18 protein-coding genes are annotated in these 23,881 nt (G+C 63.3%); 11 read left to right on the top strand and 7 right to left on the bottom strand.

The window, feature by feature from the left end; translation table 11 throughout:
- Window positions 1-566: PAC2 family protein (locus RIF85_RS07395; RefSeq protein ID WP_309071274.1), on the bottom strand; the 566-nt coding region annotated here is incomplete at its 3' end.
- 269 nt (window positions 567-835) lie between these two features.
- Between RIF85_RS07395 and RIF85_RS07390 the strand changes: the two genes are divergently transcribed.
- The 4 genes from RIF85_RS07390 to RIF85_RS07375 all read left to right on the top strand — a co-directional run bounded on the left by RIF85_RS07390 (window position 836) and on the right by RIF85_RS07375 (window position 6,438).
- Window positions 836-2,386, top strand: a complete 1,551-nt coding sequence (locus RIF85_RS07390; RefSeq protein ID WP_309071273.1) for a leucyl aminopeptidase — start codon at window positions 836-838, stop codon at window positions 2,384-2,386.
- 173 nt (window positions 2,387-2,559) lie between these two features.
- Window positions 2,560-3,942 (top strand): dihydrolipoyl dehydrogenase, encoded by a 1,383-nt coding sequence (gene lpdA / locus RIF85_RS07385; protein ID WP_309071272.1) that lies wholly within the window; start codon window positions 2,560-2,562, stop codon window positions 3,940-3,942.
- 128 nt (window positions 3,943-4,070) lie between these two features.
- Window positions 4,071-5,861 carry a 2-oxoglutarate dehydrogenase, E2 component, dihydrolipoamide succinyltransferase gene (gene sucB, locus RIF85_RS07380; RefSeq protein ID WP_309071271.1) on the top strand — a complete coding sequence of 597 codons (1,791 nt, stop codon included), beginning with the start codon at window positions 4,071-4,073 and terminating at the stop codon, window positions 5,859-5,861.
- Window positions 5,862-6,006: 145 nt separating this feature from the next.
- Window positions 6,007-6,438: an OsmC family protein gene (locus tag RIF85_RS07375; protein ID WP_309071270.1), complete on the top strand. Its 432-nt coding sequence runs from the start codon at window positions 6,007-6,009 to the stop codon at window positions 6,436-6,438.
- A gap of 113 nt (window positions 6,439-6,551) precedes the next feature.
- On the opposite strand, the gene RIF85_RS07370 is transcribed toward RIF85_RS07375, so the two are convergent.
- On the bottom strand, window positions 6,552-9,968 hold the full coding sequence (locus RIF85_RS07370; protein WP_309071269.1) for a S41 family peptidase: 3,417 nt from the start codon (window positions 9,966-9,968) through the stop codon (window positions 6,552-6,554).
- A gap of 32 nt (window positions 9,969-10,000) precedes the next feature.
- Complete coding sequence (locus RIF85_RS07365; protein WP_309071268.1) at window positions 10,001-11,731, bottom strand: protein kinase; 1,731 nt, start codon at window positions 11,729-11,731, stop codon at window positions 10,001-10,003.
- Between the two features lie 103 nt (window positions 11,732-11,834).
- On the opposite strand from RIF85_RS07365, the gene lipB reads away from it, so the two are divergent.
- The 3 genes from lipB to RIF85_RS07350 all read left to right on the top strand — a co-directional run bounded on the left by lipB (window position 11,835) and on the right by RIF85_RS07350 (window position 14,419).
- The gene (gene lipB / locus RIF85_RS07360) at window positions 11,835-12,557 is read left to right on the top strand and encodes a lipoyl(octanoyl) transferase LipB (RefSeq protein WP_309071267.1); all 723 of its coding nucleotides are present in this window, start codon (window positions 11,835-11,837) and stop codon (window positions 12,555-12,557) included.
- A complete protein-coding gene (gene lipA, locus RIF85_RS07355; protein ID WP_309071266.1) occupies window positions 12,554-13,555 on the top strand; it encodes a lipoyl synthase in 1,002 nt (333 codons plus the stop codon). The genes lipB and lipA overlap by 4 nt, the downstream gene beginning before the upstream one ends.
- A gap of 90 nt (window positions 13,556-13,645) precedes the next feature.
- Entirely contained in the window at window positions 13,646-14,419 is a 774-nt protein-coding gene (locus RIF85_RS07350; RefSeq protein WP_309071265.1) for a DUF4191 domain-containing protein, read from the top strand.
- Between the two features lie 97 nt (window positions 14,420-14,516).
- On the opposite strand, the gene RIF85_RS07345 is transcribed toward RIF85_RS07350, so the two are convergent.
- Window positions 14,517-14,954 carry an RDD family protein gene (locus tag RIF85_RS07345; RefSeq protein ID WP_309071264.1) on the bottom strand — a complete coding sequence of 146 codons (438 nt, stop codon included), beginning with the start codon at window positions 14,952-14,954 and terminating at the stop codon, window positions 14,517-14,519.
- Between the two features lie 298 nt (window positions 14,955-15,252).
- On the opposite strand from RIF85_RS07345, the gene glnA reads away from it, so the two are divergent.
- Entirely contained in the window at window positions 15,253-16,677 is a 1,425-nt protein-coding gene (glnA, locus tag RIF85_RS07340; protein ID WP_309071263.1) for a type I glutamate--ammonia ligase, read from the top strand.
- Between the two features lie 90 nt (window positions 16,678-16,767).
- On the opposite strand, the gene RIF85_RS07335 is transcribed toward glnA, so the two are convergent.
- Window positions 16,768-19,785, bottom strand: a complete 3,018-nt coding sequence (locus RIF85_RS07335) for a bifunctional [glutamine synthetase] adenylyltransferase/[glutamine synthetase]-adenylyl-L-tyrosine phosphorylase (RefSeq protein ID WP_309071262.1) — start codon at window positions 19,783-19,785, stop codon at window positions 16,768-16,770.
- An 18-nt stretch (window positions 19,786-19,803) separates the two neighbouring features.
- Window positions 19,804-21,144 (bottom strand): glutamine synthetase family protein, encoded by a 1,341-nt coding sequence (locus RIF85_RS07330; protein ID WP_309071261.1) that lies wholly within the window; start codon window positions 21,142-21,144, stop codon window positions 19,804-19,806.
- A 211-nt stretch (window positions 21,145-21,355) separates the two neighbouring features.
- Between RIF85_RS07330 and panB the strand changes: the two genes are divergently transcribed.
- Window positions 21,356-22,222 carry a 3-methyl-2-oxobutanoate hydroxymethyltransferase gene (panB, locus tag RIF85_RS07325; RefSeq protein ID WP_309071260.1) on the top strand — a complete coding sequence of 289 codons (867 nt, stop codon included), beginning with the start codon at window positions 21,356-21,358 and terminating at the stop codon, window positions 22,220-22,222.
- Window positions 22,223-22,266: 44 nt separating this feature from the next.
- Here the strand turns inward: panB and RIF85_RS07320 are convergent, their stop codons facing one another.
- Complete coding sequence (locus RIF85_RS07320) at window positions 22,267-22,431, bottom strand: SPOR domain-containing protein (RefSeq protein ID WP_309071259.1); 165 nt, start codon at window positions 22,429-22,431, stop codon at window positions 22,267-22,269.
- Between the two features lie 74 nt (window positions 22,432-22,505).
- Here RIF85_RS07320 and map point away from each other — a divergent pair, with 74 nt between their 5' ends.
- Both map and RIF85_RS07310 read left to right on the top strand, forming a co-directional pair.
- A complete protein-coding gene (gene map / locus RIF85_RS07315) occupies window positions 22,506-23,384 on the top strand; it encodes a type I methionyl aminopeptidase (RefSeq protein WP_309071258.1) in 879 nt (292 codons plus the stop codon).
- A gap of 76 nt (window positions 23,385-23,460) precedes the next feature.
- A partial coding sequence (locus RIF85_RS07310; protein WP_309071257.1) for an ROK family protein occupies window positions 23,461-23,881 on the top strand: 421 nt, incomplete at its 3' end.

Raw genomic sequence — 23,881 nt, 5'->3', positions numbered from 1 at the left:
CCCGCCTCCATGAGACGAAGCTCCAGAAGATGGCCGATCGAGGCCTGCAGCTCTGCGGTTGGCCTCCAGGCGCTACCCATTCCCTCGATGAGATCGCCACGGTTACCGTGAACCGTCACCCCGAGGGGCCGCGTGTGGGGAACCGGCATCGGAAGCGAGTGGACCCACGTCACCAGCGGAACCTCGAGCGCGCTAATCAACTGCCCGACGGCGGCACAGAACCTTTCCCACTGCAGGTCCGGTTCCATCCCGCTCAGGAGGAGGAAACGCTCCCCCAGCCCATCCTCGAGGACCTGCAGTTCCAGCGCTGGAGGCTGGTAGTCCCTCAGATGGTCCTCTTCGAAGGTGATGCGCGGTCTGCGGCTGCGGTAATCGATGAGCTGATCCGTATCAAACACGGCCAGTACCTCATGGTCCAGCGAGCCCAGCAGTTCGTCGCGCACCTGGGCAACCACGTGGCCTGCATCGACAAAGCCGGTAAAACCCGCAATCAGCGGCAGCCCCCGAAGTGAAGGATCATCACTGATTGAGTCGCTCACGTTGTACAGACTCTGCGGGTCCAACATCGATTCCTCCTCAGCTCAATTCCGGACGACTGCAGCGCACCCGCGCGGGTCTTCCCCGCTGCGGCGAAGCCCCGGCAGTCAACCCTAGTTGATAGCCCATTCCTCGTCCGGATATGTAACGTCGTCGCGGCTTCACCCCATTCCCGCGCGCCCGCCCGTGGGATGCATGTCACAGGGTACGACTACGATCGGTAGCAACGGAGAACGCGTGACACAACCCGCACGCCCGTGCACCAACCCCAAGCTATTGGAAGCGAGGACGAACCTTCGTGAGCAACACCAGCGACATTCACCTGACCGCCGTCTCCCGGGACATCAAGAAGTCCGCATGCGAGGTCCTAGTGATCGGCACCGGCCAAAGCCCGGACGGCCCGGTACTCCTGGAGAATCCGCTCTCGGCCAAGTCGGCAAGGGCACTGACCGACACCCTTCCCTCCCTGGGAGTCACCGGTGCCGCCGACGAAGTTCGCCGCTTCCCGGGATTGCCGGAGACCGGAGCGGACGTCCTGGTGCTGGTTGGAACCGGACGCACGGCAGCCGGCGCTCCCCTGTCTGATGAACAGCTCCGCCGTGCAGCAGGTTCCGCCGCCCGGCAGTTGAACGGAGTGGAAAGCATCGCCATAGCACTCCCTGCCGCCACAGTCGACCAGGCTGCAGCAGTGGCCGAAGGCATCCTGCTCGGCAGGTACGCCTACACGGAGCACTACTCGGCATTCGGCGGCAGGGCACCCCGTCCGTCAGCCAAGACTCTTTCGCGGGTCACCATCCTGACGCCGGCTGCACAGGACCGCGGGCTTAAAGCGGCGTTCGACCGCGCGGAAGCAATCGGCCGAGGAGTTAACGTCACCCGCACCCTCGTCAACCAGCCCCCGAGCCACCTCTACCCGGAATCCTTCGCCCAGTTCGCCCGCGAACACGTCAAGGGACTGCCCGTGAAGGTGACGGTCCTGGACGAAAAGAAGCTTGAGAAGGACGGTTACGGCGGCATTCTCGGCGTCGGGAAGGGCTCGTCCCGTCCGCCACGGCTGGTCAAACTCGAATACACGCCTGCCAGGTCGAAGATCAACCTTGCGCTTGTGGGCAAGGGCATCACCTTCGACTCAGGCGGACTTTCCCTCAAGCCCGGCGCGGGGATGCAGACAATGAAGCTCGACATGGCGGGTGCCGCCGTCGTGCTTGCCGCGGTCACTGCGATCGCTCAGCTCGGCCTCCCGGTCAGCGTGAGCGGTTGGCTGTGCCTCGCGGAGAACATGCCGTCGGGAACCGCGCAGCGGCCCTCGGACGTGCTCACCACTTTCGGCGGCCGCACCGTCGAGGTACTGAATACCGACGCCGAGGGGCGGCTGGTGATGGCGGATGCACTGGCCGCAGCGAGTGCTGAGTACCCCGATGCGATCATCGATGTGGCCACCCTCACCGGCGCCCAGATGGTCGCGCTCGGCAAACGCGTGTCCGGAGTAATGGGCGACGACGGCGTCAGGGACGCAGTGAAAGCCGCGGCCGACCGCGTGGGCGAGCAGTTCTGGCCGATGCCTCTGCCGGAGGAGTTGCGTCCGAGCCTTGATTCGACGGTTGCTGACATTGCAAACGTCGGTGAGAAGTTCGGCGGCATGATGACCGCTGCTGTCTTCCTCCGGGAATTCGTCGGTGAAGTCGATGGGCAGAAGATTCCCTGGGCTCATCTCGACATCGCGGGTCCTGCATTCAATGAGGGCGGCGCCTACGGCTACACCCCCAAGGGGGCTACCGGTGTCGGAGTCCGCACCCTCCTGGCGTACGTCGAAGATGTCGTGGAGCGGGCACAGAAGCACGCTGCCTGAGTCGACCCGCGTAGAGGTGAGACTCGACACATAGGCGTGTGCTTCGCCCTTCACTAAGTGGCTGATGGTGTGATCTGGCGATAGGGTGAAGCCAGATCACACCAAGCATTCCGCCAGACATCAATCGACGCGCGTACTCAAGTGCGTCACCGATCACGCGAGGGAGCGTCCAAGTGGCCGATACGGCAACTGCGCAAGAATTCGACATCCTGGTACTGGGCGGAGGCAGCGGCGGTTACGCCGCCGCCCTTCGCGCCGTGCAGCTCGGCTTCACAGTCGGGCTCGTCGAGAAGGCCAAGCTCGGGGGCACGTGCCTTCACAATGGGTGCATCCCCACGAAGGCGCTTCTGCATTCGGCTGAAGTCGCCGACAGTGCGCGATCGGCCGAGAAGTACGGCATCAAGGCCACGTTCGAGTCGATCGACATGACCGCCGTGAATGCATACAAGGACGGCATCATCGCCGGCAAGTACAAGGGCCTGCAGGGGCTCATCAAGGCCAAGGGCATCACCGTCATCGAGGGTTCCGGCCGGTTGACCGGCCAGAACACCATCGAAGTGAACGGCACCACGTACACCGGCAAGAACATCGTTCTTGCAACCGGCTCGTACTCACGGTCGCTGCCCGGACTTGAAATCGGCGGCAAGGTCATCACCTCGGACCACGCACTCACCATGGACACGATCCCCTCCAGCGCCATCGTGCTTGGTGGCGGTGTGATCGGCTGTGAGTTCGCCTCCGTCTGGAAGTCCTTCGGCGTCGACGTCACCATCATTGAGGGCCTGCCATCCCTGGTTCCCAATGAGGACGCATCGATCGTCAAAAACCTCGAGCGTGCGTTCAAGAAGCGCGGCATCAAGTTCAACACCGGAACCTTCTTCGAGAAGGTCGAGCAGGATGACAACGGCGTCAAGGTCACCCTCGCGGATGGCAAGACCTTCGAAGCGGATCTCCTTCTTGTCGCTGTTGGCCGCGGCCCCGTCACTGCCGACCTCGGGTACGAAGAAGCCGGCCTTACCCTCGACCGCGGATTCGTGATCACCAATGAGCGTCTCCACACCGGCGTCGGAAACATCTACGCGGTCGGCGACATCGTTCCCGGACTCCAGCTTGCGCACCGCGGCTACCAGCAGGGAATCTTCGTTGCGGAAGAGATCGCCGGACTCAAGCCTGTCATCGTCGAAGATGTCAACATTCCCAAGGTCACCTACTGCGAGCCGGAAATCGCTTCAGTCGGCCTGACTGAAAAGGCCGCCAGGGACAAGCTGGGCGATGACCGCGTCGAAACCCAGGAATACAACCTTGCGGGTAACGGCAAGAGCTCAATTCTCGGTACCGGCGGCATCGTCAAGCTGGTTCGCGAGAAGGACGGCCCGGTGGTCGGCGTCCACATGATCGGCACCCGTATGGGTGAGCAGATCGGTGAGGCCCAGCTCATTGTGAACTGGGAAGCGTACCCGGAGGACGTAGCCCAACTGGTTCACGCACACCCGACCCAGAACGAGTCGCTGGGCGAAGCGCACCTTGCCCTGGCGGGCAAGCCGCTGCACGGCTGACGAACACTCGAGCGGTTGTTCGAAAACCGCACCAAGCTCCACACAAAGCATCACTGGCAACCTCAAACCGACCGGCTGATCCCGGTACCGGCGGTCGAAGGTAGAACGAACAAGGAGAACCGGACACCATGTCTGAATCCGTGAACTTGCCGGCCCTGGGCGAGAGCGTTACTGAGGGTACTGTTACCCGATGGCTCAAGCAGGTCGGCGACCGCGTTGAAGTCGACGAGCCGCTGCTCGAGGTATCGACGGACAAGGTCGACACAGAGATCCCATCCCCTATTGCGGGTGTCATCGAGGAGATCCTGGTCGCCGAGGACGAAACAGCCGAGGTAGGTGCTCCGCTCGTCAGGATCGGTGACGGCTCGGGCGGTTCGGACAGTTCGGAAGACGGCGGATCGGCAGAGCAGGCGCCGTCGGACGATGCTGCGACGCAGGATCAGCCGGGAGAAAGTGCAGCCCAGGACACTGACGCTGCAGCCCCCGCAGCCACCGCAGCGGAGCAGGCTACGGAGTCCGACGCCGGCACCAGCGGCGGACAGGGCACCGAAGTTACTCTGCCCGCTCTCGGCGAAAGCGTTACTGAAGGAACGGTTACGCGCTGGCTCAAGGCGGTCGGTGACGAGGTCGAAGTAGACGAGCCTCTCCTCGAGGTCTCCACCGACAAGGTAGACACAGAAATCCCTTCACCGGTCGCCGGAACGCTCCAGGAGATCCGGGTCAATGAGGACGAAACCGCGGAGGTCGGTTCTGTCCTCGCCGTTATCGGCTCAGGCAGTGCTGCTCCCGCTCAGGCGGAGCCTACGTCAGCCGAACCGGTAGCTGCGGCCCCGTCCACGGAGCGCGAGGAGCCGGCCGCTGAGCCGGCTGCTCAGAAGCAGGCGCAACCCGCACCTGCCGAAAGTGCCGAGCCCGCTCCTGCGCCGGCAGCGCCGAAGCCCACCGACGCGGCCGGGAAGGAAACGGCGGCCGGATCAGATTCTGTGTACGTCACTCCCCTGGTCCGCAAGCTCGCGAACCAGCATGGCGTTGACCTCGGCTCCATCAAGGGCACAGGTGTTGGTGGACGGATCCGCAAGCAGGACGTGCTTGAGGCTGCCGAGACCGCAAAGACACCGCAGCAGGAAGTTCCGAGTGCGGCCGCACCTGCGGCTGCTGCGCCCTCGGCTCCCGCTGCCGCCCCCGCGGCTTCGAAGCTGCGCGGTACGGTCGAGAAGGCTCCCCGCATCCGCCAGACGATCGCCCGCCGCATGCGGGAATCGCTCGAGGTTTCAGCGCAGCTGACACAGGTCATTGAAGTTGATATGACCCGCGTGGCGCGGCTCCGCGCGAAGGCGAAGGACACCTTCCAGGCGCAGAATGGCGCGAAGCTGACCTTCCTGCCCTTCATCGCCAAGGCAGTAACCGAAGCGTTGAAGCAGCACGCCAAGCTCAACGCCTCGTTCGACGAGGATGCGAAGGAAGTCACCTACCACGACGCCGAGCACCTCGCCATTGCGGTGGACACCGAGAAGGGCTTGCTCGTTCCCGTTATCAACGATGCCGGAAACCTCAACCTCGCAGGTCTGGCCAAGAAGATTGCCGACGTCGGTGCACGCACCCGCAACGGCCAGATCGGCCCAGATGAACTCTCGGGCGGAACCTTCACCATCACCAACATTGGCTCGGTCGGAGCGCTTTTCGACACTCCGATCATCAACCAGCCTCAGGTCGGCATCCTTGGTACCGGTGCAATCGTCAAGCGCCCCGTGGTGATCACCGATGCCGATGGTGAAGACACCATTGCCATCCGCTCGATGATGTACCTCTGCCTCACCTACGATCACCGTCTGGTGGATGGAGCTGACGCCGGTAGGTTCCTGCAGTCACTGAAGTCCCGTCTTGAAGATGGTGCATTCGAGGCTGACCTCGGGCTGTAATCCACCTCATGCAGAAGGCAGCGTTCCGGTTTCTCGGGGCGCTGCCTTCTGTCATCAGGTTCTAGAAAGACTTCCCCGTCGAATACGGGGAAACACCGGACGTCCCGTCCGGTGCACATGATTCAACCATCGAACAGGAGAACTCATGGCTACCGTACGCTCAGCACACACCGTCTGGACCGGTGACCTGCCCACGGGCTCAGGTCAGGTATCGCTCGACACGTCCGGCCTCGGAACCTACGACGTCACGTGGAAGGCCCGGGCGGAGCAGGCTGAAGGCAAGACCAGCCCTGAGGAGCTCATCGCTGCGGCACATTCTGCGTGCTTCTCCATGGCTTTCAGCCACGCGCTGGGCGGAGAGGGCAAGACACCTGATCGAGTCGAGACGAAGGCGGAGGTGGACTTCCAGCCGGGAGAGGGCATCACCGCGATTCGGCTTACTCTCAAGGCATCTGTTCCGGGCCTGAGCGAGGAAGACTTCCAGCGCCTTGCTGATGAAGCAAAGACCGGGTGCCCTGTCTCCCAGGCTCTTGCAGCGGTGAAGAACATCTCGCTGGACGCCACCCTCGAGTCCTGACCTGCGCTTCCCCAGCTCTACAAGACGCCCCGGTCACCGTCAGGTGATCGGGGCGTCTTGTCTCTTCATTCAACACCCGTCCCGGTCAACGACCGGGACAGGCGCCCATACTCTCAGCGGCGGGGTGGAAGGGGCGCCGGTGCCAGCCGGGGATGATCCCTCCGGGCTGGAGGCACGTCCGTGGGAAGCTCTTCCAGCATTTCGCGCAGAATTCCCACGGCGTGCTCGAGTTGCGGATCTTCCTGCGCGGCGTATGCGTGCGGTGGGAAGGGCACCTCGATATCAGGATCCACCCCGTAGTTCTCCACGTCCCACTCGACGCCGCCTGTCATCCAGAAGGCATAGCGCGGCTGGGTTACCCCGGTACCGTCCGCGAGGCTGAACCGACCGTCGATTCCCACCACGCCGCCCCAAGTCCGTGTTCCGATGACCGGCCCGATTCCGCGGAGCTTCGCTACCTGGGTGATGATGTCACCGTCAGATCCGGCGAATTCATCCGTCAGGATCACCACAGGACCGCGCGGTGCATGCGCAGGATATGTCCCAGGCTGTTCCCCTCTGGGAAGAGACCAGGCGGTCACTTTGCGTCCGATGAGCTCTGCGACCAGTTGGGACGTGTGACCACCCCGGTTGCGCCTTACATCGATGATCAGACCATCCCGTGCGGTCTCCCGGTCCAGGTCCCGATGGAGCTGGGCCCAGCCTCGGGCCACCATGTCCGGGATGTGGAGATAGCCGAACCGCTCGTCCGAGGCTTCGTGGACAATCGACCTGTTCGCATTGACCCAGTTCTGATAGCGGAGCCGTTCCTCGCTCCGAAGCGGCACAACCGCGACCCTGCGTACCTCGGAGTGATCGCCGTCGTCATCGTGACGGGCGACGGTAAGCTCGACCGGGCGCCCGCCGGCTCCGGTGAGCAGAACGGCCGGACCCAATTCGGGCGGAACGGGAACGCCGTCGACGGCTTGGATAATATCTCCGGGCTCCACGGCCACTCCGGGGGCCGCTAGCGGCGCTGCCGCCTGCGGGTCTGACGACTCGCCGGCGAAGATGCGGTCCACTCGCCAGCCCCGTTCAGACCTACTGAGCTCGGCGCCCAGGAAACCCTGCGCTCCGGCGCCCGGCTCACTGGCCAGGGCAGGCGTGACGTAGGCATGCGAGGTGCCGAGTTCCCCGTGAAGCTCCCACAGTAGGTCCACGAGGTCGTCGTGGGATCCGATACGGTCCAGCAGCGGCCGGTAGCGGTCCCGTACGCCCACCCAGTCCAGACCGCCCATGTCTTCGGCCCAGAAGAAATCGCGCTGGAGACGCCAGGCGTCCTCGAAGGCCTGGCGCCATACACTCGGAGGATCGAGGAGGACACGGATACGGTTTAGTTCAACCGTCACCCGCTCCGTCGAATCCGGATCGGCCGGGCCGGATGTGGGGACAGCGGTGACCGCGCCGGCCCGGATGACTACGGCCCGCTTGCCGTCGCCGCTGACCTCAAAAGAGTCCACTTCCTGCACCAGTGTGGCCGTCTCCCGCTTGAGCATGTCGAATCGCTCCAGCCGCTTCGCCGGCTCCTTGGTGTCGGTGGTGGCACGGCCGTCACCGGTAGTCCCCACGGTGTCCGCAGCCAGCCACAGCAGTGAGTTATCGGCAGTGCGCAGGCCCTCATACGAACCCTGCGGCACAGGCACCGGGATGATCCGCTCCCCGATCCGTTCCGCTGCAACGTCTACGGTCGTCTTGGCGCCGTCTTTCTCCTCAGCGGGCGCCGGACGGTCGTGCACTGCCGGCCCGAAAGGGGAGGCCGTGCCCGCAGCCAATGCAACCAGGAATGGCTTAGTCGAGGCCGGGAAGCTCAGGTCGAATCGGTGGGTGTCGTATACCGGGTCAAAGCTTCGGTCCGAGAGGAAGGCGAGAAAGCGGCCATCGGGAGTGAACGACGGCGCATGGTCGCGGAAGCGTCCGTCCGTCACGTCGAGGATCTCAGCGTCACGTGCTGCCCGTGCCAGCCGGATGCGCGTACGGGCGCCTTCTCCGGTGACAGGTTCTGCCCAGACCAGCCAGGCTGAATCAGGTGAGAAAGCGAGATCGTCGATCGCACCGTGAGGCGTCGTTGAGAGGGTGAAGAAGCCCTCGCTTCCCACCTCATGAATGAGAATCTGTCCCATCTCACCGGCGACCGCAATGACTTTGCCGTCCGGGCTTACCGCGAGATTGCTTGCCCTGAACGGTCCGCCGAAATCGACGCGGGACAGCGCCTCGCTGCCCGCAGAATCCTGCGCGACGACGATGGCCGCGTCCGGCGTTGCGGTCTCCGCGGTTTCAGCTGCCGACGCTGTCTCGCGCGGTGAGCTAGACCCGTCCGGGAGCGTCGCGGGCACCGGCGCGGGCAAGGAATGGTCCGCGGTTTCAGTTCCTGGAAGGGAGGGACCGCTTGCGACGGGCAGGTCGACGTCGAACACGTTGCGGATGTACAGCGCTTCCTCGCCGTCGTGGTCGGCAACATAGGCCACATGATCGTCACCAACCGGGCGGCCGAGGCGCGCCCGCACTCCTGCGGTGGCATCCACCACCCGCGATGGGCCATCGCGGTGTGTAAGCAGGTGAAGCGTACCGTGCGATTCGATGACGCTCGCCCGCCCATCTGTGACTGGTACGGCCGCGGCAAGGTGACGCGAAACGTTGAGCGGTTGGGGACGCCGCCCCGTGGAAGCCGAACCGAGAGTGATGTCGAGGGCGCGCGCTTCGCTATCGAGACCGTCGAGGAGCCAGAGTGTCCCGGCTGACTCGTAGACGACCCGACTTCCATCGGTGCTGGCATGCCGAGCATAAAATTCTTCGTGATCGGTGTGCCGCCGAAGATCCTCACCGTTCGCCGTCACTGAGTACAGGTTGCCGTAGCCCTCGTGATCTGACAGGAAGGCAAGGCGACCGCCGACCCACATCGGGTCGGCGAGGTTTCCGTCGAGATCGGGAAGGAAGCGGCTGAAATCACCGGATCCGTCCAGGTCGATCCAGAGCTTGCCTGCTGTCCCACCGCGGTAGCGCTTCCACCAGGCTTGCTCACGGGTCATGACGCTGCCGATGACAACTGGCCGCTCGTCTCCGACAGCTTCTCCGTGGACAATGGCGTCGAGCGGTCCGTACGGTACGACGGCGGCCGGGGATCCGTCCGTGGGGAGGGTGTACGCCCAGGTGTGCCGGGGGTCTTCGTGGCGGAAGGCGCTTGTCGCGATGATTCGGCCGTCAGACGTATACCCCTTGACGCGCGTGCTTTGGTGCCCCCAGTAGGTCAAGCGGCGGAAGTTTCCACCGTCAGTATCTGCTGCTACCACCTCAGGCGCGGCACCCTGGATTACCGTCCAGGCGATGGTGGAACCGTCGGGCGAGAACCTCGGATTACGGACCGGTTGCTGGAGTGCAGATATTCGCCATGCGCGGCCGCCGGACAACGGAGCAACCCAGATGTCGTTCTCTGCTGCGAACGTGAGGAGATCTCCGGACAGGTGCGGATAGCGCAGGTAATGAGAGGGAGCCATTGTCCGATCATAGCCACACAGGAGGACGCCTTTCAGACTGCGCCGGCCGTGTGTACGCTGTCGATTTTCCATACGTCCGCTTCCTTCATCAGGACGAAGACGAGCTCCTGCGGTGTCGAATCAGGTACTGTGCGCACTGCCGACCCGGACGTGTCAGTCTCGCTGTAGCCGGACATGACTACGGTCGCAGTAACCGCTGCAGCCCCCTCCGGGATTTCAAGGGCGTCCGTCAGAAAAGCTCCCTCAACCCGGATACTCAGCCCGCTGAACACAAGGCCCTGCTCCTGCAAACCCGCTACGAGGACGCGATCCGCGTCCATAGCCTCCGAAGCGCGGATATTCACGTGTGAGAGCAGGTCGGTATCGGCGGACGTCAAAGCCATCGCCCTCACTCCTGCCAGCGCCGGCAGGACTTTGGCCGGATCTGCGTCCGACAGCCGCGCCTGCATCTCAGCGGACAAGACGGAGGCCGGCGCGGGCGCGGCCGGAGCGGTCTCCGTCTCGGTGCCCTCTCCCTGCTGCGCCTTGGCTCCGGATTCTTCGACCCCTTGGCTCGAGGCGATCCCGACCGTGAGAGGTGCCGGATCCGGTTCGCTGGTGCCGGTGCTGATCCCACCGAGGAAGTGCTGACCGGCCATCATTGATCCGAGAAGCACAAGCACAGCGGCAGTTGTTTGGGGTACCGCTGACTTCCACTTAGGCTCCGGGCGATCGGGTTGCCTGCGTCGACGACCTCTCGGTTCGGCCAGCCGCGCTCGCTTCTTCCTCCGCGAGGTTGCCTTCCCGGGGCGTAAGCTTCCAAGCACTGCAGCAAGCCGGGGGCGAGGAGCAGTTGCCGGGATATCGGCAGGGCGCCGGGTGAGCAACTGCGGAAGCACGGAAGGGTGCACGGCGGCCACCAGGTCAAGCGGCCGAGGGACACCGGAACGCAGGACGGTTTCCGCGAATTCGGCAGCTGAGGGCCGGGCCGTCCACTCGGTCTCCAACCCAGATTCGAGTATCTGGAGCAGCTCGGAAGAAACCTCGGGCACCAGCAGGGAAAGTGGAACCCTATCCTTCGTCTGCCCGGGAGGATTGCCGGTGAGCGAGTACCAGCCAAGCGCCGCCAATGAGTACACATCGGCTGCGGCCGCGGGAGGCCCTATTTCTCCGCTGCGAGTCTCCGAAAACCCTGCGGTACCGGCGGCTCCTAAGTACTTCTCGCCGAGCAGGCGAGCTGCCCCTAGGTCACCGATCAGCGGCTTCCCTTCTGCGGTGAACAGCACATTCCCGGGCGACAGGTCTCCGTGATGAACCGACGACGAATGCAGGTGGGCCACGGCCTGCGCGATGGGAGCCAGGACGGTGATGCATTCCCCGGGGCTGAGGCGCCCACGTGCAGTCACCAGATTGAGAAGGGAGCCGCCCGCCGCGTAATCGGTCATCAACCCCGGCCCCTGGTCCGTGGAGACGACGGCATGCAGGCCAAGCAGGTGCGGATGTTCCAGCGAGCCCAGGACAGTGCTCTCCCTGCGCAACTGTGCCAGGAGTTCGTTGCTGGTGTTCCGGCCGTGTTCTCCCCCCGGTGCGTATGCGGGAAACACCTTGAGCGCTCTTGCCACTCCGGTCTGCCGCTCCTCGAGCAGCCAGACATTTGCATTTCCTCCCGTTCCGAGCAATCTTCCGGTACGGTAACCGTCCACGGCCGGGGGCGTATCCGGGCAGGCGTTGTTCCGGGAAACCACATCCTGGTCCGCCGCAGTCTGGCGAAGGAAATTGTCCATGGTCGCCATTCTTGGCTATTTCTTTCCGGCGTCCGTAAGTTATCCACAACCGGCCGGTACCCGCGAATGGGAGATCGTCACTGCCCGGGTCTACCCTTGAGGCATGACGCTGGAGTTCTCACGAATCGGATTCGACCCCCACTTCGTCGATTACCTCGAAGGATGGGACCGCCAGAAGGCACTGCACGAGTCAGTTGTTGCCGGGTCCTCGCCGAGTACCGTCCTGCTGCTGGAGCACGCGGCCGTGTACACCGCGGGCAAGCGAACCGAGGATCATGAGAAACCATTTGACGGTACGCCCGTGGTGCCCGTTGACCGTGGAGGGAAACTGACCTGGCACGGGCCAGGGCAATTGGTCGGTTATCCCATCCTCGCCCTTCCCGAACCAACCCGTGTGGCCGACTACGTCGGAATTTTGGAAGACGTTATCATCGCAGTCCTGCTGGATTATGGGATTTCGGGGGTACGAATCGAGGGGCGATCCGGCGTTTGGTTGCAGGCTGACGAACGGGGGCCGGCCAGGAAGATCGCTGCCATCGGCATCCGGATCAATCGGCGAGTCACCATGCACGGGTTCGCTATCAATTGCAGCAACGATCTGTCGCCGTTCGCCCAGATTGTTCCGTGCGGGATCACCGATGCTGGTGTAACGAGCATTTCCCAGGAACTTGGCCGCTCAGTTACACCCGCGGACATCGTTTCTCGTATCGAAGAAGAACTGAGTAAGAATGAGGGGTCTCTGGTCCTTGATGCCGAGGGCGCTCTCCCCGTACCCGAGACAGTGAAGGCCGGCAGCAACGACCGGCCGGAAGGAGTTCTACTGTGAGTCTGGCCCCCGAGGGACGACGACTGCTGCGCGTCGAGGCACGGAACGCCGCTGTTCCAGTGGAGCGCAAACCGGACTGGATCAAAGCCAAGGTGAACATCGGTCCCGAGTTCGTTGGGATGAAGAACCTGGTGAAAAAGGAGGGCCTGCACACCGTCTGTGAAGAAGCAGGATGCCCCAACATCTTCGAATGCTGGGAAGACAGGGAGGCCACCTTCCTCATCGGTGGTTCGGAATGCACGCGCCGGTGCGACTTCTGCCAGATCGACACCGGACGGCCCGCACCTCTAGACCGGAGCGAGCCGTTCAAGGTTGCGCAATCCGTCCAGTCCATGAACCTGCGGTACGCAACAGTAACCGGAGTGGCACGGGATGACCTCGAGGACGAGGGGGTATGGCTTTACGCTGAGACGATTCGCCAGATCCACTCGCTCAACCCAGGGACCGGCGTCGAGATTCTGATCCCGGATTTCTCGGGGAAGCCGGAACACATCATGGGGATCTGCGAAGCCAAACCCGAGGTCTTCGCGCACAACGTCGAAACTGTCCCACGCATTTTCAAGCGCATCCGGCCGGCGTTCCGATACGAGCGATCGCTGGACGTCATCACGCAGGGCCGCGATCAGGGCATGGTTACCAAGTCGAACCTGATCCTCGGAATGGGCGAGACCCGGGCGGAGATTTCAGAGGCCCTCCGGGATCTTCACGAAGCCGGCTGCGACTTGATCACCATCACGCAATACCTTCGCCCCAGTGAGCGGCACCTCCCGGTGGACCGTTGGGTCAAGCCGCAGGAATTCGTTGAGTTGCAGCAGGAGGCTGACGAGATCGGCTTCCTGGGCGTCATGAGTGGCCCGCTGGTCCGGTCTTCCTACCGCGCTGGCCGGCTGTGGGCCCGCGCCATGCGGAAGAAGGGTCTTGAGCTTCCTCCTGAGCTCGCACACATCGAGGATTCGGGCAGCACTCTGCAGGAAGCCTCCACCCTCATGGCGGGCTGATACACCTTCGCGGTTCACGCTTTTATCGGGCGCTCCGGCTTCGGCTGGGGCGCCCGATACGCGTTGGGCATCCCGTAGACTTAAGCCACTATGGCCAACAGCACTGACAACAGTTCCAACACTCCTTCTGACGCTGACGGATCGAGCGCACGGCGCCGCCTGTTTTCCCGCAAACCGAAGGCAGACAAGTCTTCGAAGAAGCCGGGAACAATGAAGCGCATCCGCGAAGTGTTCGCGATGACCCGCCGCAATGACCCAAACGTCGTTTGGATCATGCTTCTGGCGTTCCTGGCCGTAGTTGCGGTGGGGCTGCTGATCGGACTGCTGATCAACAACGTGGTGACGATGCTTATCATCGCCGTTCCGCTCGCATTCCTCGCTGCTCTCTTCATTCTGTCGCGGAGAGCCGAACGCGCAGCCTTCGCGCAGATCGAGGGGAAGCCCGGTGCAGCGGGAGCTGCACTCAGTGTGCTGCGCCGCGGCTGGATCCTGAAGGATGAACCGGTAGCGGTCAACGCCCGCACCCAGGACGCCGTATTCCGCGCGATTGGGCGGCCGGGAATAGTCCTTGTTGCCGAGGGGCCCGTGAACCGTGTGAAGCAGCTCGTCAACGCGGAACGGGTCAAGATGAACCGGATCGTGCCCGGAGTGCCGGTTCACGTCGTACACGCGGGTCAGGGCGAAGGCCAGGTTCCCCTGCAGCGCATTTCGAAGACACTTCAGAAGATGAAGAAGAACCTGACCCGCCAGGAAGTGTCCGCGGTTGACAAGCGACTAAGCGCTCTCGGTGCCCGCATGCCCATCCCCAAGGGCGTCGATCCGTTCAAGGCGCGCCCGGACCGCAAGGCGATGCGCGGCCGATGAGATAAAAGCTGGTGCGCTCGATGCGCACCGGCTTTTGTTGTATCCGGGCCGACCTGATTCATCTGGACTGGATCGAACAGCCTAAATATCGAACAGCCTAGATACGGACGAGCAGGGTTCCGACAGCGCGGTCATGCAAGCCGCGCTGATCCTCGTCGAAGACCACCGCGGGGATGACCAGGCAAATGAGCAGGGCGCGCACGATGGCGGCGCCGAGCCCGGCTGCCCTGCCCTCAACATGCTGGACCTGCATACCGAAAGCCCTGTGACCGACGCTGTATCCCAGCGTTCCCACCAAAAGCATCTGCTCGAGGGCGAAGATGCCGAGAGTGGCCAGACCGTCATAGTTGAAGAACGCGGCAGAGATCAGGCTGCAGAGCGCCCAATCGATAACCAGAGCTCCTAGTCTGCGCCCCGGACGCGCCACCGAACCGACGCCGTCCCTTGGCCTGCCCAGCCGCTGACCGGGCCAATGACCGTCTCCGCGGGAAGGCGGCCCTTCCAGCCATGAACTGATGTCTCTGCGGTCTACCACGGTTCAACTCTAACGTGCAGCCGAGACCCTCCCCACAGGAAACCCAGCCGGTGCGCCTCGGGGAATGACCGCCTCCGAGAAGCGGAAGCATTCGAGAGACCGATAGGGTGGGGTGTGAGCACGTGTGCGTGGCAACCGGCTTAAGTTACACGCCGGAAACATTTGCGACACCAGTGGGTAACTGCGCATTCATAGTGTGGAGGCTGTTGCGACCGCAGCAGGTAAAGCCTTGCGGCGTTTCCCCCGCGCTACCGGCCCCGGTCGCTCTCCCCGAAATATGCGTTAGGAGCATAACCCGATGTTCAAAAATGCGGACGAAGTCCTCAAGTACATCGCCGACGAAGATGTGAAGTTTGTCGACATCCGTTTCACCGATCTTCCGGGCGTGCAGCAGCACTTCAACGTCCCCGCGAAGTCCGTTGACGCTGACTTCTTTGTTCACGGCCAGCTGTTCGACGGTTCATCGATCCGCGGCTTCCAGGGTATTGCGGAATCCGACATGCAGCTGATTCCGGACGTCACCACCGCATTCATCGACCCCTTCCGGATCGAGAAGACTCTCGCACTGAACTTCTCCATCGTGAACCCCCGCACCGGCGATCCCTACCACCGGGACCCGCGCGGAGTTGCAGAACGCGCCGAAGCCTACCTGGCATCAACCGGTATCGCGGACACCGCCTTCTTTGCTCCGGAAGCCGAGTTCTACATCTTCGAGAACATCCAGTATGAATCCAGCCCCCAGGGCTCCTTCTACAAGGTCGATTCCATCGAGGCCCCGTGGAACACCGGCCGCGAGGAAGTTGGCGGAAACCTCGGCAACAAGACCCCGTTCAAGGGCGGCTACTTCCCCGTTGCACCGGTAGACAAGCAGGCCGACCTTCGTGACGCAATGTGTGTCGAGCTGGACGCGGTCGGCCTTGAGGTTGAGCGTTCGCACCACGAGGTCGGCGGTGCCGGACAGGCAGAGATCAACTACAAGTTCACCACCATGGTGCACGCGGCTGACGATCTGCAGAAGTTCAAGTACATCATCAAGAACGTTGCCAACGCCTGGGGGAAGTCTGCGACTTTCATGCCCAAGCCCATCTTCGGCGACAACGGTTCCGGCATGCACTGCCACCAGTCGCTATGGAGCAACGGCGAGCCGCTGTTCTACGACGAGCGCGGCTACGCAGGGCTCTCGGATCTTGCCCGCTGGTACATTGGCGGACTTCTCAAGCACGCTTCGGCGGTGCTCGCGTTCACCAACCCCACGGTCAACTCCTACCGTCGCCTGGTGAAGGGTTTCGAGGCACCGGTGAACATGGTGTACTCACAGGGCAACCGCTCCGCAGGTATCCGCATCCCGATCACGGGCTCCAACCCCAAAGCCAAGCGCATCGAATTCCGCGCTCCGGACCCGTCGTCGAACCCCTACCTGGCATTCGCTGCCCAGCTGATGGCCGGCCTTGACGGAATCAAGAACCGGATCGAGCCCGCTGACCCGATCGACAAGGACCTTTACGAGCTTCCCGCTGAGGAAGCAAAGGACATCCAGAAGGCTCCGGGGTCCCTCGAAGAAGCACTCCTCGCCCTGGAAGCCGACAATGAGTTCCTTCAGGCCGGCGGTGTCTTCACGCAGGACCTGATCGATACCTGGATCGCTTTCAAGCGTGAGGTGGAGATCGCGCCCCTCGCCGCACGTCCGAACCCTTACGAGTTCGAGCTGTACTACGGCGTCTAGCCGATGAAGGAAGGGCCGCACTTCGGTGCGGCCCTTCCTTCATTTAAGGCCGCACCATCCGGGAAGCAAGCGCCGAACGTTCGAGGGACGCTAGTCCCCGTAGCCGTAGAAGTACCGTTCGAAAATCGCTCGGCTTCGGCGGGTCAGGCGAAGGTAATCCTCTTCCAGCTGCGTGCCCTGGCCCGCGCCGTAGCCGCACCAGCGCGCCACCGCTTCAAGGTCGCGGCGCGACGACGGCACGACGTCCGACTGCTTGCCACCCCACACTGTGTTCGCCGCCCGGATTCGCGAGACAAGCCGCCAGCTCGCTCGCAGCGTGGCGACGTCGTCGGCTGGCAGGAGACCGTGCTCCTCCACCGCGTCCATTGCTTCGAGTGTCGACGTGGTCCGCAGGGCGGGTATCTCGCGCGCATGCTGCAACTGCAGGAGTTGAACAAGCCACTCGACGTCGCTCAGGCCTCCGCGTCCCAGTTTGAGGTGACGGGACGGGTCAGCACCGCGGGGCAGCCGTTCTGACTCCATACGCGCCTTGAGGCGCCTGATCTCGCGCAGGTCAGTTTCCGTGACGTTGCGTTCATATCGCAGCGGATCGATCAGCTGTAGAAATTCCCCAGCGAGCTTGTCATTCCCTGCCATCGGAAGTGCCCGCAGCAGAGCCTGTGATTCCCAGACGAGTGACCAGCGCCGGTAGTACTCGCGGAACGACTCCAGTGAGCGCACCATCGGCCCCTGCTTGCCTTCAGGCCGGAGATCAGCGTCGACCTCAAGGACACGTTCCGCCAGAATAGGCGGCGTACACGGCTGTTGCAGGAGTTGCCGCAGCTGACCGACAATCCGCTCAGCCTGGGTCTGAGCAGCCGCCGGATCGGCTCCTTCGCGGGGACGGTGCACATACATGACATCGGCGTCGGACCCGTAGGTGATCTCCCGCCCGCCCTGGCGCCCCATGGCAATAACGACGACGTCGGTCAGCGCCTGCTCGCCCGCGTAGACTTCCGCTTCCGCAACGTTGAGCGCGCCGAGCACGGCCGCTCGATCCGCGTCGGCGAGTGCCGGCCCGACGTCCTCCTGCCTGAGCAGCCCGGAACTGTCGGCGATAGCAATACGAAGGATCTCACGACGCCGGATGAGGCGGATAAGGCGTATTGCCTCCTTCGGTGCGGGATGCCGGGACATCTTCGACTGGATTTCCTGCCACTGGACTTCGAAGGGCAGCGGCAGCAACTCCTTGTCGGAACCCAGCCATTTCGTCGACTCAGGAGAGACCTCCAGCAGGTCGGTGATGAACCGGCTGGAGGATAGGACGTGGCATAAGCGCTCGGCCGCTGCCTTGGAGTCCCGGAGCATCCCCAGGTACCAGTGGGTCTCCCCCAGCGACTCGCTGAGGCGCCGGAAGCCTAGGAGCCCGGCGTCGGGGTCAACGCCGTCAGCCAGCCAGTCCAGCAGGACCGGCAGAAGCTGCCGCTGCAGCGCGGACCGACGGCTGATCCCGGTGGTGAGTGCCTCGATATGCCGCAGGGCTCCGCGCGGGTCAACGTAACCCAGGGCGGCGAGCCGGGCCCGTGCTGCCTCGGGAGTGAGGCGAACCTCGTCCGCGCTGAGGTTGGCCGCGGCGTTGAGCAGCGGCCGGTAGAAGATCGATTCGTGCAGCCGCCGCACCTGGCGCTTGGTTTGCTGCCACTGCTCGGTGAGGGAAGCCGCCGTCGGGCGCGTGACCAGCAGCGAGCTCCCGGAGGATTTGGCGAGTGCCTTCAGGCTCGCTTCGTCTTCAGGCATGAGGTGGGTCCGTCGCATTTGAACAAGCTGGATACGGTGCTCCAGCACGCGCAGGAACCGGTAGGACCGATCAAACTCCTCAGCATCACGGCGACCAATATAGCCGGCTGTCTTCAGCGCTGCGATGGCCGAGGTGGTGGCTCGGGTTCGCAGGGTGTCATCGACTTTCCCATGGACAAGCTGCAGCAGCTGCACAGTGAATTCAACGTCGCGGAGGCCGCCGGCGCCCAGCTTGAGCTGCCGGTTGACTTCATGGGACGGGATGTTCTCCGTGACCCGTCGTCTCATCGCCTGGACCGACTCAACGAACCCCTCTCGCTCCGAGGAAGTCCAGACCAGGGCGGAGACTGCCCCTGCATACCGGGCTCCGAGGTCGGCATCTCCGGCGATCGGCCGGGCCTTCAGGAGGGCCTGAAATTCCCAGGTCTGTGCCCAGCGGGCGTAGTAGGACAGATGGGAATCCAGCGTGCGTACGAGCGGCCCGTCCTTGCCCTCGGGACGCAGGTTGGCGTCAACCTCCCACAAGCCCGGCTCTCGGCCCGATGACATGACGGCCCGGGAAATCCCGGCTGCGAGGGCCGTGCCAATCCGGACCGCCGTATCTTCACCGAGTCCCTCTGCCTCGATGACGTAGATGACATCCACATCCGAAATGTAGTTCAGTTCACCGGCTCCGCACTTGCCCATCCCGATCACCGCCAATCGCACGGCGGCGATCTCATCGGCAGGAAAGGTGCCCTCGAGCTCCTTCCGGGCGACGGCAAGAGCCGCTTCCAGCGCCGCAGCGGCAAGGTCGGCAAGCTCCTGCCCGACGGAGGGAAGGAAGTCGGTCGGCGAAGCGGCACTGAGATCACGGATCGCCAGTTCGGTAAGGTGCCGACGGTAGCGCGTGCGCAGCGCGCGGTACGCTTCCTCTCCGGTTACCGCGGCAACCGGGTTCGGCTGTCCGGCATCCGCGCCAACGGATTGCAGGAGGGACGTCCGCAGCAGCCCCGCGTCCACTCTTCCGGGCTCAGCGGTAGTCCGAACCTTCACGACGTCGGAATGCTCCGGGTGACGCATGAGAAACTCCGCCAGGGCTTCCGAGGCTCCAAGCAGGCGGAACAGCGCTTCAGGGTCACCGTCGTCGTCCTGTACCAGAGAACCGATCTCCGGCTGCACCGCGAGCAGCCGAACCAGCGACTGAAGGGCAAGGTCGGGGTTCGCCGCGTGGCTGAGCCCGGCGAACAGTCTGTCCTCGGGGATGTCACGAAGCTCGGCGGCAGCAAGAAACCGGCTGCTCTTGTCGAGATCCGTGAATCCCCTGCTGATCAGTTCCCTATTGAGGCTCATGTGCCGGCTCCTGCGGGACTAGAGGATCCCGAGATTGCGCCTGAGCTCGTAGGGGGTCACCTGGATCCGGTAATCATGCCACTCGGCACGCTTGTTACGAAGGAAGTTCTCATAGACCTGCTCCCCCAGGATCTCAGCAACCAGTTCCGAATCCTCCATGGCGCGGACAGCGTCGTGCAGGCTGGCCGGCAGCGGATCGTGGCCCATCGCGCGTCGCTCTGCCGCCGTCAGGCTCCAGACGTCGTCCTCGGCTCCCGGTGGCAGGTCGTAGCCTTCCTCGATGCCCTTCAAGCCGGCACCGAGCAGTACCGAGTAGGCAAGGTAGGGGTTGGTGGCTGAGTCGATACCGCGGTACTCGATGCGTGCGGACTGGCCCTTGTTCGGCTTGTACAGCGGAACCCGCACCAGCGCGGACCGGTTGTTGTGGCCCCAGGACAAATAGCTGGGAGCTTCCCCGCCGCCCCACAGCCGTTTGTAGGAATTCACGAACTGGTTGGTAACCGCCGTGAACTCCGGTGCGTGTCGCAGGATGCCCGCGATGAACTGTCGTGCGGTCTTCGAAAGCTGGAATTCTGCCCCTGCTTCGAAGAACGCATTGGTATCTCCCTCGAACAGGGAGAAGTGCGTGTGCATTCCGGAGCCGGGGTGGTCCGAGAACGGCTTGGGCATGAAGGTGGCGTAACTGTTCTGCGTCAGCGCTACCTCCTTGATCACGGTGCGGAACGTCATGATGTTGTCGGCGGTCTGCAGCGCATCGGCGTATCGCAGGTCAATTTCGTTCTGTCCCGGACCGGCTTCGTGATGGCTGAACTCCACCGAGATGCCCACCGATTCAAGCATCGCGACGGCCGTACGCCGGAAGTCCTGTGCAACTCCGCCAGGAACGTGGTCGAAGTAGCCGGCCTGGTCCACGGGAACGGGCTGTCCGTCCGGACCGAGTTCGTCTGACTTGAGCAGGTAGAACTCGATCTCGGGATGTGTGTAGCAGGTGAAACCCATGTCCGCTGCCTTGGCCAGCGTCCTCTTGAGCACTCCGCGCGGATCGGCCGACGACGGTTGTCCATCGGGCGTCAGGATGTCGCAGAACATGCGCGACGTCTGCTCCTTGTCTCCTCTCCACGGCAGGATCTGGAACGTGGATGGATCGGGCTGCGCAAGCATGTCCGATTCGAAGACCCTGGCCAGGCCTTCAATCGAGGACCCGTCGAAGCCCAGGCCTTCCTCGAACGCACCTTCCACCTCCGCCGGCGCCAGTGCCACCGACTTCAGCGAACCGACGACATCGGTGAACCACAGCCGAACGAACCGGACGTCACGTTCCTCAATGGTGCGTAGGACGAACTCCTGCTGACGATCCATTCCAACCTCTTTCCCACTACACAGAGTTATCCACTCGTCCGTCGGCCGCTACGATCTTGCGCATCACAACCGGAGCACCTGCTCCCGAGTCCGCTGTTCACTTTACTGACAATCCGGCTGGGCGCGCCGAATTCCGGTGTCCATCCGCACCGCGCACCAGTATGTAGGGCCTGTGTTACGCCGGGGTTACCCGTGAAGTAGGCTCGTGGTCATGAATTCCGCGGAAACTCCACCCCCCTACGGAACCGGAGCGCAGCCCGGCGGCACACCGGCGGCCACGCCGATCGCGCGGATTCGGACGCATCATCTGCAGTCCGCGAAGAACGAGGGGCGAAAATTCGCCATGCTCACAGCCTACGACCAGTACGCTGCCGAAATCTTCGACACAGCCGGCATTGAGGTGCTGCTGATCGGGGACTCAGCCGCGAATAACGTTCTCGGGCACGCCACGACGCTGCCCATCACCCTTGATGAGATGATCCTGTTTTCCCGAGCGGTCACGCGGGGCGCCAAGCGCGCGCTCGTCGTCGCAGACCTGCCTTTCGGCAGCTATGAAGTCTCCCCAGCCCAGGGGGTCGAGTCCTCTGTCCGCCTGATGAAGGAAGGACTTGTGCATGCCGTGAAGATGGAGGGCGGTGCCCATCACGCGGAGACGGTTCGCGCCATCGTTCGTGCAGGCATTCCTGTCATGGCACACGTCGGCTTCACGCCCCAGAGCGAGCACGCCCTCGGCGGCTACCGCGTACAGGGCAAGGCCGACGCCGGCCGTCAGGTCATCGACGACGCCGTAGCCCTCGCAGAGGCGGGTGCCTTCTGTGTCCTGATGGAAATGGTGCCGGCCGATGTAGCGGCTGAAGTGGATCGAACGGTCAGCGTGCCGACCATCGGCATCGGCGCGGGTTCTGCAACCACCGGGCAGGTGCTGGTGTGGCAGGACATGGCGGGTCTGCGCTCGGGCAGGCAGGCGAAGTTCGTCAAGCAGTTTGCAGATGTCCGCTCAGTACTGGCGGACGCAGCTCGTGCATACGGGGACCAGGTCCGGGACGGGAGCTTCCCCGGCCCGGAGCACAGCTTCTAGGAACGGTCACAGGGTGAACACTCCCGGCTCCCGACATCGCAGGGCTACTCCTCGTCCTGCGCCTCCCACGCACGGTTGCGCTCCTGAACCTTTTCCAGTGCTCGTTCCGCTTCTGCCCGGGTGTTGTACGGACCAATGAGTTGGCTCCAGTCAGACTGGGCATCCTCTTCAACCTCATGGGTCCGGACGTTGTACCAGTACTGCACCATTGCGATTTCCTTAGTCTCATCAGTCTTACTTTGACTTTCGGTTCCGGTGGTTCCACACCGATAGGATCAAGGGTATGCCCCACCATTCCTCCACCGCACCCGTCGGCACGCTCACGCAGGGCACCCTCAGCCCGCCCCGGAATGTACCGGCATCCATACCTCGTCCGGAGTATGTGGGCCGTCCGGGCCCGGCCAAGTTCGAAGGATCCGAGGTCAAGTCGGCTGAAACGATCGAGCGGATCCGACGAGCCGGCATGATCGCTGCGCAGGCCATCCAGGAAGTGGGTCGCCACATCAAGCCCGGGGTCACCACTGACGAGCTCGACGCCGTCGGGCACGAGTTCCTGGTCAAGCACAACGCCTATCCGTCGACGCTCGGTTACCGCGGCTTCCCGAAGTCACTGTGCTCCTCGCTGAATGAGGTCATTTGTCACGGTATCCCCGACTCGACCGTGCTGCGTGACGGTGACATCATCAACATCGATATCACCGCCTACATTGACGGTGTACACGGCGACACCAACTACACCTTCCTCGTCGGAGACGTCGACGAGGAATCCCGACTCCTCGTTGAGCGGACCCAGGAAGCACTGAACCGCGCCATCAAGGTGGTTGCACCCGGGCGCGAAATAAACGTCATCGGCCGTGCCATTGAGTCATACGCCAAAAGGTTCGGCTACGGTGTTGTGAGGGACTTCACAGGTCACGGGGTCGGCGAGGCCTTCCACACCGGGCTCATCATTCCCCACTACGATGCCGCTCCTGCCTACAACCGGGTCATCGAGCCGGGAATGGTGTTCACGATCGAACCCATGCTTACCCTCGGAACCATCGAGTGGGACATGTGGTCTGATGACTGGACGGTTGTCACCAAGGACCGGAAACGCACGGCCCAGTTCGAGCACACGCTCGTGGTGACCCAGACCGGCGCCGAGGTGCTGACGGTCCCCTAGCAAGACCCAGTTCCACACCCAGCGCTCCTCAGAAGGGGCGCCGGCCGATCATACCCGAACGAATCCCTGGAGAATTATGGGCAAGAACAGCATCAAGTTGAAGGACGGCAGGAAGCTGCCCTCGACCGTCATCGGTATTGATATCGGTGGAACCGGAATCAAGGGCGGCATCGTGGATCTCGCCGCCGGAGCTATCGTGGGCGATCGGTTCCGCGTGGAGACACCGCAGCCGGCGACTCCGGAGGCAGTCGCCGTCGTCGTAGCCGACATCGTCGCTGAGCTGTCCACCCGCGAGGGCGCGCCCTCGGAGAAGCTGCCCATCGGCGTCACGTTCCCTGCCATCATTCAGCACGGTGTTGCGCGCTCAGCAGCAAACGTCGATGAGAGCTGGATCGACACCGACGTAGACGCACTTTTCACCAAAGTGCTGGGCCGGGACGTCCATGTCATCAACGACGCTGATGCCGCCGGTCTAGCAGAGGTGCAATACGGAGCGG

The sequence above is a fragment of the Arthrobacter sp. genome (assembly GCF_031179385.1).
GTDB lineage: Bacteria > Actinomycetota > Actinomycetes > Actinomycetales > Micrococcaceae > Arthrobacter_D.
The sequence above is the reverse complement of the archived record's forward strand: the minus strand, read 5'-3'. Positions and strand labels throughout refer to the sequence as shown.